The following is a 15,840-nucleotide window of genomic DNA, read 5'->3' as shown; positions in this document are numbered from 1 at the left end:
AGGCCGATTTAAATCACGAGTCTCAGAAATTGTAAATACCCATTCACCGATTCACTCATTCACCATTCACTCATTCGGTCATTAAAACAACTTCAGCCCCAGCGTCACCTGCCAGGAACTCACTTTTTGCTTCAATGATGCGCCGCCATTGATAGGCTGGCCGCTTACCTGGAACGATGCCAGGTTCGTGAATGAACCTTCTTTTCTTACATCCAGACTGAAATTGCCCAAATCGAGCCCTGCGCCGAGCTGGTAGCCGAACGTGGCTTCCGACATGGCGTTGCTCAGGTCGGAAGTGTAATATTTGAAAGCATCGCGCAACCGCTGGTTGTCGCCGATCCGGAAGGACGTGACGGGTCCGGCCAGAATGCGGAAAGGGCCCCCTTTCAGGCCGATCAATAACGGGACATCAATATTGCTGTATTTGACATTGACTGTTTTTTCAACCGGTACTTCCTGGTCGTTCTGGATGATTTTGAACGAACCGCCTTTTGTTGAAATCAGTACCTCGGGCTGTATAAATATAGTCCGGCCAAAGCGCATCCAGACACCGCCCACGGCGCCGGTCCTTGTATTGAAACTTTCTTTCAGGTTGTCCCGAACCTCTTTGCCATCGTATCCCAGGTAAGGATTTCCATTTTCATCGTAACGCGTCGTAAAAACGTCGCCCATTGTAAGCCGCGACAAATTCACTCCTCCCTTGATACCGAACGCAAAACCTTTTTTCTGGGCCTGGACATTTGGGAATGCCAAAATGCACAGCAAACAGCCACAGGCCACTTTTGTCAGGATGTTCATGGATAATATAATTTTTTAAGTAAAACCGGATAATAACGCCAAATTGCAAAAAACTATACCTATCCTACATTTTTTTTGATTTTGTGGCCAAAACATCCAAATATTGGATTAATATCACCGGAAAAACGTTAGTCACCAAGAGGATATAAATTAGATTTTTCTATTATGGCCAAAGCCAGGACCGCATATTTTTGTCAGGAATGTGGGTATAATTCGCCAAAATGGGTCGGCAGGTGTCCGTCCTGCGGCGAATGGAATACTTTCGTACAGGAAGTTATCGAAAAAGAGGATAAAAAAACAGGGGTTTCATGGAAATCGGTGAATCTGGCAAATCGTCCGCGGGCGATTGCGGAAATTGTCTACGAAAACGAACCGCGCATCCGGACATTCGACGAGGAACTTAACCGCGTACTTGGGGGAGGTATCGTGCCCGGTTCGCTCGTACTCATCGGGGGAGAGCCTGGAATAGGGAAATCGACATTGATGCTGCAAATCGCATTGACGCTTTCCGACAAAAAGGTGCTTTACGTTTCAGGTGAAGAATCAGAAGCCCAGATCAAAATGCGCGCGGAGCGTATGGCAGCCAGGAGTGATAACTGCTTTATTCTGACCGACACGCAAACGCAGAATATTTTCAGGCAAGTAGAGGATTTCCAACCGGAGATACTGATCGTCGACTCCATTCAAACCATGCAGTCGACCTACATCGAGTCGGGTGCCGGCAGCGTATCGCAGGTGCGCGAATGCACGGCCGAATTCATGAAGTATGCCAAGGAGATGGGCGTTCCGGTGTTCCTGATCGGGCATATTACCAAGGACGGCTCGCTCGCAGGCCCGAAAGTGCTGGAACACATGGTGGATACCGTGCTCCAATTCGAGGGTGACCGGCATAATACTTACCGCATTCTGCGGACTATGAAGAACCGTTTTGGGAGTACTTCCGAACTGGGTATCTACGAAATGCAGGGAAACGGTCTCCGCCAGGTGAGTAATCCTTCCGAAATCCTCATTTCGCAGCGCGATGAACCGGTAAGCGGTATTGCCATTGGTTCGATGATGGAGGGAAACCGGCCGCTTTTGGTTGAAATACAATCATTGGTGAGCGTAGCCACTTACGGGACGCCACAACGAAGCAGTACCGGTTTTGACGCAAAACGCCTTCAAATGCTGCTGGCGGTGCTTGAAAAGCGGGGAGGTTTTCGTTTGGGCGTGCAGGATGTGTTTCTGAACGTAGCCGGTGGCCTGAAAGTGGAAGATCCCGCGATCGACCTCGCGGTGATTGCCTCGCTCGTTTCTTCGTATGAGGATAAGTTCATCCCGGCATCCGTATGTTTTGCGGCGGAAGTAGGGTTGGGTGGGGAGGTTCGCGCTGTGAACCGGATCGATAGCCGCGTTTCGGAGGCGGAAAAACTGGGATTTAAAAAGATTTATATTTCAAAATACAACAGCAAAGGGCTGGATTTAAAAAGAGGGAAAATCGAAGTGGTACCTGTGGCGCACCTGGATGAGCTTTTTATGTCGCTTTTTCTGAATCAGCCGGTTTGATTTCGACAGGGTATTACCGCATTTTGGAATGCTTCACCAAATAGGCGAGTAGTACGGGATCGAAACCCTTGGCGATATCCGCCTCGATGAAGTCGATCTTGTATTGCCCGCACTTCAATTTCAGTTTTTGGTAAAAATCACCTACGAATTGCCGGTATGATTCGCGTACCTGCTCTGGCTGGACTTTAATCTTTTCACCGGTTTCGAGGTCGATAAACTCATAAGGGCGGTTTTCGAATGCGAAGTTTTCCTCCGTTCTCCGGTCGGTGACGTGGAAAAGCAATACCTCGTGCAGGTTGTGCCGTAAATGCTGCAATGCGGAGAAAATTTTGTCGGCCTCCTCGATATTGTCGAACATATCGCTGAAAATGACCACCAGCGAGCGCTTATGAATCTTCTCGGCGATCTGGTGGAGGACGTCGGCGACCGATGTTTTGAGTAGTGGGCGTTTGGCCTGCAACTGCTGTTCCAGTTCGAGCATGATCTTATGCACATGCGACGGGGTGGATTTTACCGCAGTCTGCACTTCGATCTGTTCCGAAAATGTACACAAGCTAACCGCGTCTTTCTGCCTTTGCAGCAAGTAGGTGAGGCTGGCAGCCGCCATCACGCTGAACGTCATTTTTCCGTAATTATCCTCCGGATAATACATGGAAGACGAAGTGTCGAGCAGAATGTGGCATCGGAGATTGGTTTCTTCCTCGTAGCGCTTTACATAAAGCCGGTCGGTTTTGGCAAAAACCTTCCAGTCGATATTCCGTGTGGATTCGCCTGTGTTATAGAGCTGGTGCTCCGCAAATTCGACGGAGAAGCCGTGGAAGGGGGATTTATGAAGACCGGTGATAAAACCTTCCACCAACTGTTTAGCAAGAAATTCCAGATTTCCGAATTCTCTGACTTTGGCCAGATCCAGTTGGCGGACACTCATGTTGGCATCAAGGCTTACTTCTCATGGAAATGACTTTGCCCGACTTGGGGTCGATTTCTTCGTTGGGCGAGAGGAGGACCATTCCTTCCATGCCTACCACTCTCACGGAAACACTGGCGACACCCTTGGCGAGAATGCCCAGCAGGCGGGCAGCTTCCTTGCTGAGGTCGATCACGCGGTGCTTGGAAAACGGGCCCCGGTCATTGACCCTTACAATCACTTTTTCATCGTTTTCGAGATTCGTCACTTCAAGCATCGTATTGAGCGGGTAACTCCGGTGCGCACATAGCAGCTCGCTGCTTTTATGTATTTCCCCGAAGGAGGTTTTCCGGCCATGGAACCGCGCCGAGTAGTAGGAGGCGTTTCCGGTTTCCGTTTTACCTAGTTTTACCTGGGCAAATGCTTCAGGCAACAGCGCGGCAAACGCTAACAGGGTGAGAATCAGAATCCGACGATAGGTCATTTTTCTGGATTTAGGTGAAACATAATAAGGTAAATGTCCCTTATCTCATATCTTTCTTTGGTGTTTCAGATCAATTTTAAAACCCACGAATTTCAAAACTAGTGAAAAGATTTTAACAATCCAGCAAAAGTTGCACTTAATTTGAGGATGGGAAGCCTCGGTCATTGTAACCCGTAACCAACAAATCGCTAATATGTTCCGGTTTTTTTGGAAGCAGCAATAAACTTTATATTTTAGCGTTTGGAAACCTATTTAAAACTAAACATAGTGGAAGACAGAGAGCAAATCTACTCCAAAAGGGTCAGGGCGGGAAAACGGACTTACTTCTTCGATGTTCGCTCTACGCGATCTAACGATTACTATCTTACCATCACAGAAAGCCGTCGCCACCCCCAGGGAGACGGATTTACGTACGAAAAACATAAGATGTTTTTGTACAAGGAGGACTTTGACAAGTTCGTGGAGGCATTGAAAGAAGCGGTTGATCACGTGAAAACAGAGTTGATGCCGGAGGTTGACTTCTCGCAATTTGAATCCAAAGGAGACGAGGTAGACGTACTAGGAGAGTCGGACCTTAAGTGGGATTAAGAATTTAAGATATTGGATAGAAGCCTTCGCAATCGATTACGAAGGCTTTTGGTTTTTGTACCTGCTAAATAGTAATTTTGCGAAAATTATTATTCAGCAGGCGGGCATGCTTTGCTTTACCGATAGGGCATGCGGCCGCCGTTCACTGCTTACCATTCATATATGAGTCTTCAATGTGGGATTGTCGGATTACCAAACGTTGGGAAATCCACCCTTTTTAATGCCATTTCAACCGGCAAAGCCGAAGCTGCCAATTACCCGTTTTGTACCATAGAGCCCAATGTGGGCGTTGTAACCGTCCCGGACGAGCGCCTGGACGTCCTTACCAGGCTGGTTAACCCTCAGAAAGTGATCCCGACCATTATCGAATTCGTGGACATCGCCGGCCTTGTGAAGGGGGCGAGCCAGGGAGCCGGGTTGGGAAACAAGTTCCTGGCGAATATCCGTGAGGTGGATGCGATCGTACATGTGGTACGTTGTTTCGCCGACGATAACGTGGTGCATGTGGAAGGCCGTGTCGACCCGGTTTTCGATAAGGAAATCATAGACGCCGAACTGCAATTGAAAGACCTCGAGTCGGTTGAGAAGAAAATCCAGCGTGTGGAAAAGGCGGCGCGAGCAGGTGATGCGAAAGCTAAGGCCGAACTCGAATGGTTGAAAAAATATAAAACCACGCTTGAAGAAGGGAAAAATGCCCGCAGCGTGCAAATCGACGAGGAAACGAGGCAGGCTGTTATCGGTGACCTTCAATTACTGACTGCAAAGCCGGTACTTTACGTGGCAAATGTGGACGAAGGTTCGATGCTCACAGGTAATGAATATTCAGAAAAACTGCGTGAAGCCGTAAAGCATGAAGGGGCGGATGTGATCGTGCTTTGCGCGGCCATCGAATCGCAGATCGCGGAAATAGAAGATCCGGAAGAGCATGAAATGTTCCTGAGCGAATACGGATTGACCGAATCCGGATTGAGCAAGCTTATCAAGGCGTCTTATGCGCTTTTAAACCTGATCACCTATTTTACGGCCGGGGTAAAAGAAGTGCGTGCCTGGACGATCGTGAAAGGCTGGAAAGCGCCCCAGGCTGCGGGTGTGATCCACAGCGATTTTGAAAAAGGCTTTATCCGTGCCGAAGTGATCAAAATCGCGGATTATGAGCATTATAAAACGGAAACGGCTGTGAAAGAAGCCGGCAAAATGGCGGTGGAAGGAAAGGAATATGTCGTGGAGGACGGCGATATTATGCACTTCCGTTTTAATGTGTGATACCGGCCCCGTACCCGAATATGCAAAGAGCGGCACATTGCCGCTCTTTTGTTTTATTGTTCGTCCTCATAGTAATCAGGTGCGTCCTTGTGGATAACGGCCCTGAGTGTCCTGGCCATATGCAGGATGGAATCCACCTTGTAATGCGCCTTTTTCAGCAATTCCGGATTATGCCCTTCGTTGACCAACTGCATAAACATGTCACGAAGAAAGACCAGGTCGTCGATGTTCTGTGAGAAGTCTTCCACAATGTACATCTGAAAGCCACGATCTTCGAGCTGGGGAAAATAAAGCACTAGGTAAAGGTCGGTTGCAGTGTAAAAGGCGATTACGTGGCTGTTTTCGAAATTGGCGGGCATTTCGTCATGATCCACCAGGCAATCTATAATGTAATTCTCGTCGTTGGTAATCGAGAGGTTCGATGTAAGATACACACTGTTTGCTGATGATTTCATAACGTCACGTGGTTAGCGCCGCCTGTTCCATTCCACGGTGCGGTAGCCGATGAGCAGATCGGCACGACTTGCTGGCGGTCGGTGATAGATCAATATATCGTAATCATTTTCGGTTGCGGCAAAATTTCCTTCGATATATGACTCGTCGGGCTTTTGATTCCCCTTCACAACGGTGTAATCATAGTTGATAACCCCCTGTTTGATCATCATTTCAAGCTGATATGCCTGGGCGGTGGCATCGTAAACCATCTTGTTGCGGTCGGTTAGCTGCCAGAGGTTGAACGCGCCATTCACATAAAAAGTAGCGTCGGGATCTTCCTCTGTCTTTAATGTAAACACAACAGGCGTATAATCGGCTTCCACACTTCCCCGGCCCGATTCGCGCTGATCGACGATGTATTGCCCGTTAAAATCGTCCATCTGAATGTAAGGGACATGCGCCCGTGGCTTGTCCGGGAAAAGGAAAAGCTTGGTATACTCATCCGTGCGTTCGATCTCATTCACGCCATAACCACGCCCGGTCAGCGAACGGCTATCGAAATATCTGAACTCGTTCCCCCCTTTAAAGGTGTTTTCAAGGTCAAAAAATGTGTATTCCAGCAGTTGGTCGAACGGCCGTACGTTGGAAGGCTTGAAATTGGTTTTGGCCTGGTCCCAGCGGAAATTCTTCCGGATCACCACTTTCAGGTCGGTTTGCGGCGCATTGAGTTGATACCCTTTATAATCGACCGAAAAATCGATCTGCTGATCCGAAAACTGTTGTTCGATGCCTTGTGAAAAACGGGCTTGCGCGGTAATGCTCACGCGCGGTTGATAATGCATAAACCGCCGGCTGAACATTAGTTGCCTCCCACGGTCTGAAAATACATAGATTACATAGTTGCCCGGCAGCTTCAATTTCGGCAATTCGAAACGGTAATGCGTATAGGGGACCTTCGTACTGAACGACTGGTCGTAAGTGTTGATCGGGTATTCGTTGAATTCATAGGTGAACTCGATATCGTTCAGATTGGATTTGGTCCAGTCGGCATTGCAATGGATGATTTTGGCGCGGTAGCCTTCCGGTTGGCCGCTCATGTCATCGAACTCGAGTACCAGTGGCGCCGGGTTGTTCAAAGGGGTAATAGGGGGTGTAAGCAGGCGTGTCGGCGTTTCGGGATCGTCCAAAGCCGGGTACAGGAGCACGGTTTTGATCTTGTCCTGGTAAATAAAATCTTCCAGGCGCAGGCCCTGCGGCTGCGCATAAGCGTGTGTACAAAATAGGAAAAGGAATATCAACGGTACTAAGCGCATCTTGGGACTTTTAATGGGTAACGTAACTTTTTACTGTAAGGTACATATAGTTTGGAAAAGGTGATTTGAACATTATTAACTATTTTTGATTAGAAACCATGACAGCAGTTGCAATCAAAATGTACACGGAAGAAGAATATCTTGAAATGGAACGTGTCGCCGAGTACAAGAGCGAGTACTATCGGGGAGAGATATTTGCGATGTCGGGGGCGAGCCGTAACCATAACCGAATTACGGAGAATTTATCTATTGAAATCGGTATTTTCCTCAAACAAAAAGGTTGTCAGAGTTTTTCCCGCGACTTGCGTGTCCATATTCCTGGAAACACCCTGTATACCTATCCGGACTTGCTGATAGTTTACGGTAAGCCGGAGTTTCTGGATAATCAAGCCGACACTTTGCTTAACCCTTCGGTGATTGTCGAAGTGCTTCCACCCAGTACGGAAGGTTACGACCAGGGGAAGAAATTCCAGTTATACCAAACTCTTCGAACGCTGACAGAATATGTGCTGGTCGACTCCCGGGAAATAAGGGCAGAGGTGCATCGGAAAGGAGATAATGATGTTTGGTATCTCGCTTCTGAGGCAAGTGACATTGATGGCAGCATTGAAATCGGCCACATCGGTCTAGCCTTGAAATGTCCGATATCTACGCGAAAACTGAAGGGATTTTGAAATAGTAAAAAAGGGAGCCATTCGACTCCCTCCCATACGCTTTTTATTTCCCCGAAAGCTCTTCTACTTCCAGCATCAGATTCTCCCAGTCCTCCGTGCTTTGTTCAAGTTTTTGCTTGATATCCGCATAAAACCGGTTCATTTCAGCTAACGCAACAGAATCGTTGTAAATTTTCGGGTCGGCCAGTTTGGCTTCGGTTTCAGTCTTCCTCACTTCCAGATTGTTAATGGTCTCTTCCAGCTCCTCGATTTGCCTTCTCGCTTTTTTCAGTTTTTGAGCATCTTCGTTGGACTGCGGCTTGCCATTGTTTTTATTCTGATTCGCAGGTGCCGGCTGGTTTTTCTGTGGTGGGGCGCTGCTAACCGTCGCTTTTTCACTCACGGCCGATTGCAATCCGCGTTCTTCCACCCAAATTTCGTATTCCTGGTAAGTACCCGGATATTCCTTAATCTGATGATCTTCGATATACCAGATTTTGTTGGCAATGTTCTCAACAAAATAGCGGTCGTGGGATACGACGATGTAACTGCCCTCGTATTGCTGCAATGCCTGGATCAGGATGTTCACCGATTGCATGTCCAGGTGGTTCGTAGGCTCATCGAGAAGCAGGAAGTTGGCTTGCGAAAGCAACACTTTTGCCAGCGCGACACGCGACTTTTCACCTCCGGAAAGTACCTTGATTTTTTTGAAAACGTCGTCGCCCGAGAACAGAAAGCAACCCAGCACAGTCCTTAATTCCGTCTCCGTCTTGGTTGGATTGGCGTATTTCAATTCCTCGATGAGGTTGTTCGCCACATTCAACGATTCGAGCTGATGCTGGGCGTAAAATGTAAACGATACATTGTGCCCCAGCCGGCGTTTGCCTTCGATGGGCTCGGTTCCGGCCACAATGCGCAGCACGGTAGATTTACCGCGGCCATTCGCCCCGATCAGCGCAATTTTATCGCCCCGTTCCATGCTGATATTCGTGTGGTCGAGGATGACCTTGTCGCCATAAGCTTTCGAAGCGTCTTCCAGCTGAAACACATGGCGGCCCGGTTGTGTCGTGAACTGGAACCGGAAATGCACTTTGGCGTTCTCGTCGATCACCTCGTCCACCATTTCCATCCTGTCCAACGCCTTCACCCGGCTCTGTACCTGCCGCGATTTCGTCGCTTTGGCTTTGAAACGTTCGATAAAACGTTCTGTCTGACGGATTTTGGCCTGCTGGTTCTCATAAGCGCCACGTTGGATGTCGTTACGAAGGGCTTTTTCTTCCAGGTAATAGGAATAATTTCCCGCGTAATAATTGAGCTTCCCGCCCGAAACCTCCACGATGGTGTCGACGGTGTTGTCGAGAAACTGGCGGTCGTGTGAAACGACGATTACCGCTCCCTCGTAATTTTGTGTGTATTTTTCCACCCACTGGATCGACGGAAGGTCGAGGTGGTTGGTAGGCTCATCGAGCATGAGGAGGGCGGGTTTTTGCAAAAGCAGTTTCGCGAGCATTACGCGCATTCGCCACCCCCCCCGAAAACTGCCGCAATGGCAGGTTAAGATCGGCCGTTGAGAACCCCAGGCCTTCCAGGATGGCCTCCGCCTTGGATTGTACCGAATAGCCGTCCAATGCTTCGAACTCTTCCTGCACGCGCGCCAGTTTGTCCACGAGGTCGTCGGTATAGTTGTGCTCCATATCGTGCAGGATTTTATCCATTTGGACCTGAAGAGCGTTCTGTCTTTCAAACGCCTGCATCGCTACCGAAAGGATCGAATCCTCGGTCTGATACGAAAGCAGGTCCTGATTGAGGAAACCGATCGTACAGTCGCCGGCTTTGGAGATGGTTCCGCCGTCGGGCTGGAATTCCCCGTTAATCATGCGCAATAGGGTCGACTTCCCGGTACCGTTCAGCCCGATAAGCCCTATCTTTTGTTTCGGCTTGATATGTAATGAGGCGCCGTCGTACAATGCACGGTCGCCCAGGAAATAACTGAGGTTCGTAATCGCGATCATGGTGCAAAGGTACGGGGAAAGAAGCAGATAGAAAAAGCGGAATGTTGGAATAGTTATAAAGAGGTTGTCGCTGTCGCAACGAATGCGTTATTTATGTAAATTTGATCCAATGAACAATCTCTTTCCCATATTCCTGAAACTCGAAAACCTGCACACGCTCATTGTGGGCGGCGGCTATGTAGGTTTGGAGAAAATAACGGCCGTACTCGATAATTCCCCACTCGCCCGCATAACACTCGTCGCACCCGAAATACGAGAGGAAATCAGGAACATTGCGGCCGCTAATTCCCGAATAAATCTAATTACGCGGAAATTCGAAGACGGCGATCTGATGGGAAAGGACCTGGTGATCGTGGCGACGAACGACAAAGCTGAAAACAACAGGATCCGGGAAGCCGCCCGCGCCTGTCATATCCTCACAAATGTGGCGGATACGCCTGATATCTGCGATTTTTACCTCTCGTCGGTGGTCCGGAAGGGAAATTTGAAAGTAGCTATTTCTACCAACGGAATGTCACCTACGCTCGCCAAGCGCCTCCGGGAAGTACTGGGAGAAGCGCTTCCCGACAATCTTGAAACGGCGATGGAGCAGCTCAAAGCCGTACGAGATATGCTGAAAGGCGATTTCGCGTCGAAGGTCGACGAGCTTAACCGCATTACCGCCGTTTTAACGGAAAAGAAAAAAGATGTGCCCTGAGGGCGCTTAAATCGCTTTATCAAACAATAAAATGCGGTTTTTTCCTGTTTTAGAAAGATAATTTGTTAAAATAGGGTTGTTTGCTTTCACAGTGTCTGTAATTCCTGCGTATTAAATATATTCTTTTGTTTCAGAGGGATAAGTGCGCGGTAAATTTGTCACCGCTGGCGGGGATTGTTTTCGCTTTTCGTGCGATAATATGTATTATTGAATTAGTTAAATTTTAAACCGCTGCGGCGGACGGACAGTTATTTGGGGTTAGACTTATACTTATTTATATGAATCTTTTCTATCGGATCAGTGGCCTGAGTCGGCTTATTGTGTTGCTCCTGGGTATCTTCTTTCTGTCCGTTGCCGCTTTACCGTTTCGCTCTTATGCATTTACCGCCGATATCGACGTCAGGGGTGTCGTGAAAAGCAGTACCGGCGAGCCGCTGATAGGCTCCACGGTAAGGGTGAAAGGCTTGCAGAAAGGTACAGTCACGAACGAAAAAGGAGAGTTCGTGCTGGAAAATGTGAGCGACAATGCTACCCTGGTAATTACGATGATCGGTTTTTTACCCAAGGAAGTGAAGGCCGCCCGAAACCTGACGATCGAGCTGGTGGAAGACGCCGTGGGCTTGCAGGACGTGGTCGTGACCGGTTTTCAGCAAATCAATAAGGACAAGTTTACCGGCTCGGCGGTGACGCTTAAAACCGACGATGTGAAAATCGACGGTTTACCCGACGTGAGCCGGATGCTCGAAGGTCGTGCGGCGGGCGTTTCAATCCAGAACGTTTCCGGTACTTTCGGGGCGGCGCCCAAAATCCGTATTCGCGGTGCCACTTCGCTGAATGGCGCCAACAAGCCGCTTTGGGTGATCGACGGTGTGGTGCAGGAGGATATTGTCAATATTTCAAACGACCAGCTTTCCAGCGGCGACCCCACGACGTTGCTCGGCTCGGCGGTTGCAGGGCTTAACCCGAACGATATCGAGACTTTCGATATATTGAAAGACGCCGCCGCCGCCGCATTGTACGGCGCCCGCGCGATGAACGGCGTGATTGTGATCACTACTAAAAAAGGAAAAAGCGGCAAGCCGGTCATCACCTATTCGGGCAATTACAGCACGCAACTCGTGCCGTCCTACCGCAATTTCAATATTATGAACTCCGCACAGCAGATGTCGGTGCTGGGGAATCTGGAACGAAACGGCTATTTGAATTCCGATATTCTTTCAAAGCCGGATTATGGTGTTTATGGGAAGATGTACAATCTGATGACCGGCGACGGCCAGGGAAATTTCCCGTTGGAGAACTCCACGGCGGCGAAACGGAATTTCCTGATGGGTTATGCAAGAGCCAATACCGATTGGTTCGATGTACTTTTCAAACAAAATTTCATTCACGAACACTCGCTGAGCGTTTCGTTCGGAACGGAGAAATCGAGCTCGTACGCGTCGGTGAGTTACCTGGACGACAACGGCTGGACGATCGCCGACAAGGTGAAGCGGTATACCCTCAATTTCAACAACAACTACCAGTTGTCCGACCGCCTGAGCATTGGCCTCACAACATTGGCATCGGTGAGACGGCAGCAGGCGCCAGGCTCATTGAGCAGAAGAAGTAACCCCGTAGAAGGCAAATACGACCGTGATTTCGACATTAACCCGTTCAGTTACGCATTGAACACCAGCCGGACGCTCACAGCCTACGACCAGAACGGTAATCTGGAATTTTTCCGCCGGAACTTCGCGCCATTCAATATTATCTCGGAGCTCGCGAATAACAGGATCAGCCTCACGTTGGCGGATATTAAATTGCAGGGTAATCTTTCCTACAAAATCACCGATAACCTGAGTTACGATTTTCTGGGTGCGCTGAGATATATTCAGACCGGCCGCGAGCACACCATTACGGAGCATAGCAACATGGCGAATGCGTACCGCGCGGCCGATAATTCTACTATTGCATTGGCTAATAAATACCTCTATACCGACCCGGACGTGCCTAATGCATATCCCGTGGTGGTGCTGCCCAGCGGTGGTTTCTATAACCGTAACGAGGATCAAATGCTTTTCTACAACGTCAGGAACAATATCCGTTACAATCAGAAATTTAGGGAGCGACATGAAGTGAATGCGCTGGTGGGGCAGGAAGTGAAATTTACCAACCGCCAGAACTCCAATAATACCGGCTACGGCTTTCAGTACGATCAGGGTGGAACCCCTTTTGTGGATTACCGCATTTTGAAACAAACCATCGAAACCAACTTCCAGTATTATGGAATGCAAATGGATTATGAGCGGTTTGCAGCGTTTTACGGAAGCCTGGGATACACATTGGATGGTAAATATAACCTTACCGGTTACGTCCGCTACGATGGTTCGAACCGGTTCGGGAAATCGGCTATTGCGCGCTGGCTGCCTACGTATACCATTGCCGGTTCCTGGAACTTCGACCGGGAGAATTTTTTCAAAAACCTGAAATGGCTGAGTATGGGCCGTTTGCGCCTTAGTTACGGGCTTTCGGCGGATACCGGCCCGGCTACCAATGCAGCCGTACTTTTGCAAAGTATTATCACCCGCAGACCATATGCAGACGAAAAAGAGTCGGCTATTCAGCTCGCTTCATTGCAAAATACCGAGCTTACCTGGGAAAAATTGTACAGCGGGAACGTCGGCCTCGACGTGGGCTTGTTTGCCAACCGGATCAATTTTACGCTCGATGGCTATATTCGTAATAGTTTCGACCTGATCGATCAGATTAAAACATCGGGCATCGGCGGTCAGATTTACAAAGTTGCCAATTACGCCGATATGGAGTCGTATGGCGCCGACTTTTCGGTCGACGGCGTGTTGTTCAAAAACCGGGATTGGGACTTCCGCTCGCGCATTACATTCGGATATTCCCACACGCTCATCACGAATGTGGACAATAGCCCCGGTATATTCGATCTCGTGAAGGCGGAAGGGGCCAATGTGCAGGGCAAGCCCGTACGCAGCCTTTTCTCGATCGATTACCGGGCACTTAACCCTAAAACCGGCGTGCCGATCTTCCTGAATGAGAACGGGGAAGTAAGCTCCGATGTGTATTTGCAGGATCAGAATATAAAGTACCTCAAATACGAAGGACCTGTTGACCCGCCATTTACAGGTGGCTTTAACAATACATTGACTTACAAGGGACTTTCCCTGAACGTGTTCTTTACGTATCAGGCCGGTAATAAAATCCGTCTCAACCCGCTGTACAAGAGCTCATTCAGCGATCTGGATGCGATGCCCAAAGAATTTCTGGACCGCTGGGTAATGTCCGGCGACGAGAAGTTTCCTGCAACCCCTTCCATTTCGGACCAACTGGAACAGCTGTATCTCCAGGGCACTTATCCTTACAACATCTACAACTACTCGACGGAGCGCGTTGCAAAAGGAGATTTTGTGCGGTTGAAGTCGGTGTCGCTGGCTTACAAGCTGCCGTTGCAGGTGATTTCGCGTTATGGTTTCAAAGCGGCCAGCATACAGGTATCGTCGATCAACCCGTGGCTGATCTATTCGGACAAGAAGCTGAAAGGACAGGACCCCGAGTTTTTCAATTCGGGCGGTGTGGCCCAGCCGATCCAGAAGCAATTCACGGTAGCTTTGAAACTGACATTGTAGGAATTGAAGATGATTCATTTTAAAAATATGACCACCATCAGAAGCATTAAGGCAATCGTGCTGATCTTCCCGCTACTGGCATTGGCCGGCTGCGAGGATTTCCTTTCCAAGGAGCCCGACAGCACACGGGCGATCATCAATACGCCCAAACAGGTCTCTCAATTGCTCACTACCGCTTATCCGCAGGCCGGCTATGTTGTGTTTGCCGAAAGTATGAGTGATAACGTGGGCGACAAGGGAGTAGGACAGGACGATAAGACCAACCGCGGTTCGTTCCTTTTCGAAGTCGTGGAAGCGACCGTGGATGAGCAGGGATTCGCCGGACCTTTACTGGGCGGAATGCTATCGTGCGATTTCGGTTGCCAACGAGGCCCTCGACATTATCAGCAAAGTATCGAATCCCGAGGAGTACAATGCTCAAAAGGGCGAGGCACTGCTCGCACGCGCCTACGCACACTTCATGCTGGTCAATTATTACTGCAAATTTTTTGACCCGCAACAACCCAACGATAGTCCGGGTATTCCTTATGTAACGGTTCCCGAAAATGTCGTAATCAAGCAATATGAACGCGGTACAGTGGCTTCGGTGTACCAAAATATCGAAAAAGACTTGCTGGAGGGCCTTCCGTTGATCAGCGACGGCGTATACACCGTGCCGAAATACCATTTCAATATTGCCGCCGCCAATGCTTTCGCGAGCCGGTTTTATCTGGTCAAGAAAGATTATCAGAAAGTGTTGCAATATGCCAACGCCGCTTTTCCGAGCAATAATTTCGGGGAGAACCTGCGCCCGTGGAATACGACTTATGCGAGCATGTCGCCCGCGGAATTGTTCAATACCTATTCGCGGGCTACCCAAAACGCCAATTTGCTGCTCGTCGAAACAGCATCGAACTACGGGCGTTATGTGGCCAATTACCGCTATGGCATGACGTACGCCAAATGGCAGGAAATTTCGGCAAGCGAACAGATCATCGCGGGCAACGCGAGCTGGGTATTCCCGCTTTACTACCGGGGTGACAACAATTATTTCATTCCCAAACTGACCGAATATTTCGTGCGTGAGTCGGTGAATGCCGAGATAGGGCTTCCTTATGTAATGCTGCCGATTTTCACGGTCGAAGAAGTGCTCTTTAACCGGATCGAGGCCAATGCATACCTTAACAATACAACGGCCTGCCTTACCGATCTCAACACTTACATCAGCAAGCGTGTGGCCAACTACGATCCGTCGCAGCATAAGGTTACCGCGAGCAGTATGTCCAATTATTTCAGGGGAAATCTGAGAAGCAACATTATCAATACAGTCCTGGCATTCAAACGCGTCGAGTTTGTGCAGGAGGGAATGCGCTGGTTCGATATCCAGCGGTATAACGCGACGGTCTCGCATACGACGCGTGCGGGATCGGTCATTACGATTCCCGCCGGCGATAACCGTCGGGTGTTACAAATCCCGCAAACTGCGGCACTTTCAGGCATACAACAAAATCCGAGATAGGAAAGCCATTGA

At 49.1% G+C, this 15,840-nt stretch carries 12 protein-coding genes and 1 pseudogene; 7 read left to right on the top strand and 6 right to left on the bottom strand.

Features of this window, described 5'->3' with window-relative positions:
* Window positions 1–81: 81 nt before the first annotated feature.
* Complete coding sequence (locus ABV298_RS08580; protein WP_353721731.1) at window positions 82–798, bottom strand: porin family protein; 717 nt, start codon at window positions 796–798, stop codon at window positions 82–84.
* Between the two features lie 165 nt (window positions 799–963).
* Here ABV298_RS08580 and radA point away from each other — a divergent pair, with 165 nt between their 5' ends.
* Complete coding sequence (radA, locus tag ABV298_RS08575) at window positions 964–2,343, top strand: DNA repair protein RadA (protein ID WP_353721730.1); 1,380 nt, start codon at window positions 964–966, stop codon at window positions 2,341–2,343.
* 13 nt (window positions 2,344–2,356) lie between these two features.
* Here the strand turns inward: radA and ABV298_RS08570 are convergent, their stop codons facing one another.
* Both ABV298_RS08570 and ABV298_RS08565 read right to left on the bottom strand, forming a co-directional pair.
* Complete coding sequence (locus ABV298_RS08570; protein WP_353721729.1) at window positions 2,357–3,271, bottom strand: DUF58 domain-containing protein; 915 nt, start codon at window positions 3,269–3,271, stop codon at window positions 2,357–2,359.
* Window positions 3,272–3,278: 7 nt separating this feature from the next.
* The gene (locus ABV298_RS08565; RefSeq protein ID WP_353721728.1) at window positions 3,279–3,734 is read right to left on the bottom strand and encodes a septal ring lytic transglycosylase RlpA family protein; all 456 of its coding nucleotides are present in this window, start codon (window positions 3,732–3,734) and stop codon (window positions 3,279–3,281) included.
* A 267-nt stretch (window positions 3,735–4,001) separates the two neighbouring features.
* Between ABV298_RS08565 and ABV298_RS08560 the strand changes: the two genes are divergently transcribed.
* Together ABV298_RS08560 and ychF are read left to right on the top strand one after the other, a co-directional pair.
* The gene (locus ABV298_RS08560; protein ID WP_353721727.1) at window positions 4,002–4,322 is read left to right on the top strand and encodes a DUF3276 family protein; all 321 of its coding nucleotides are present in this window, start codon (window positions 4,002–4,004) and stop codon (window positions 4,320–4,322) included.
* 162 nt (window positions 4,323–4,484) lie between these two features.
* A complete protein-coding gene (gene ychF, locus ABV298_RS08555; RefSeq protein ID WP_353721726.1) occupies window positions 4,485–5,585 on the top strand; it encodes a redox-regulated ATPase YchF in 1,101 nt (366 codons plus the stop codon).
* 53 nt (window positions 5,586–5,638) lie between these two features.
* Here the strand turns inward: ychF and ABV298_RS08550 are convergent, their stop codons facing one another.
* Window positions 5,639–6,040: a hypothetical protein gene (locus ABV298_RS08550; protein ID WP_353721725.1), complete on the bottom strand. Its 402-nt coding sequence runs from the start codon at window positions 6,038–6,040 to the stop codon at window positions 5,639–5,641.
* 12 nt (window positions 6,041–6,052) lie between these two features.
* On the bottom strand, window positions 6,053–7,333 hold the full coding sequence (locus ABV298_RS08545) for a DUF5103 domain-containing protein (RefSeq protein ID WP_353721724.1): 1,281 nt from the start codon (window positions 7,331–7,333) through the stop codon (window positions 6,053–6,055).
* 98 nt (window positions 7,334–7,431) lie between these two features.
* On the opposite strand from ABV298_RS08545, the gene ABV298_RS08540 reads away from it, so the two are divergent.
* Entirely contained in the window at window positions 7,432–8,007 is a 576-nt protein-coding gene (locus tag ABV298_RS08540) for a Uma2 family endonuclease (protein ID WP_353721723.1), read from the top strand.
* A 43-nt stretch (window positions 8,008–8,050) separates the two neighbouring features.
* On the opposite strand, the pseudogene ABV298_RS08535 reads toward ABV298_RS08540, so the two are convergent.
* A pseudogene (locus ABV298_RS08535) lies at window positions 8,051–9,998 on the bottom strand (ABC-F family ATP-binding cassette domain-containing protein).
* Between the two features lie 109 nt (window positions 9,999–10,107).
* Here ABV298_RS08535 and ABV298_RS08530 point away from each other — a divergent pair.
* The 3 genes from ABV298_RS08530 to ABV298_RS08520 all read left to right on the top strand — a co-directional run bounded on the left by ABV298_RS08530 (window position 10,108) and on the right by ABV298_RS08520 (window position 15,828).
* Window positions 10,108–10,695, top strand: coding sequence for a bifunctional precorrin-2 dehydrogenase/sirohydrochlorin ferrochelatase (locus ABV298_RS08530; protein ID WP_353721722.1), 588 nt, complete (start codon window positions 10,108–10,110; stop codon window positions 10,693–10,695).
* Between the two features lie 278 nt (window positions 10,696–10,973).
* Window positions 10,974–14,330 carry a SusC/RagA family TonB-linked outer membrane protein gene (locus tag ABV298_RS08525; protein ID WP_353721721.1) on the top strand — a complete coding sequence of 1,119 codons (3,357 nt, stop codon included), beginning with the start codon at window positions 10,974–10,976 and terminating at the stop codon, window positions 14,328–14,330.
* Between the two features lie 304 nt (window positions 14,331–14,634).
* Window positions 14,635–15,828, top strand: a complete 1,194-nt coding sequence (locus ABV298_RS08520; protein WP_353721720.1) for a RagB/SusD family nutrient uptake outer membrane protein — start codon at window positions 14,635–14,637, stop codon at window positions 15,826–15,828.
* The last annotated feature ends 12 nt before the right edge of the window (window positions 15,829–15,840 follow it).

It is taken from the genome of Dyadobacter sp. 676 (assembly GCF_040448675.1).
In the GTDB taxonomy this organism is placed as follows: Bacteria; Bacteroidota; Bacteroidia; order Cytophagales; family Spirosomataceae; genus Dyadobacter.
This window is presented reverse-complemented; position numbering and strand designations above follow the sequence as displayed.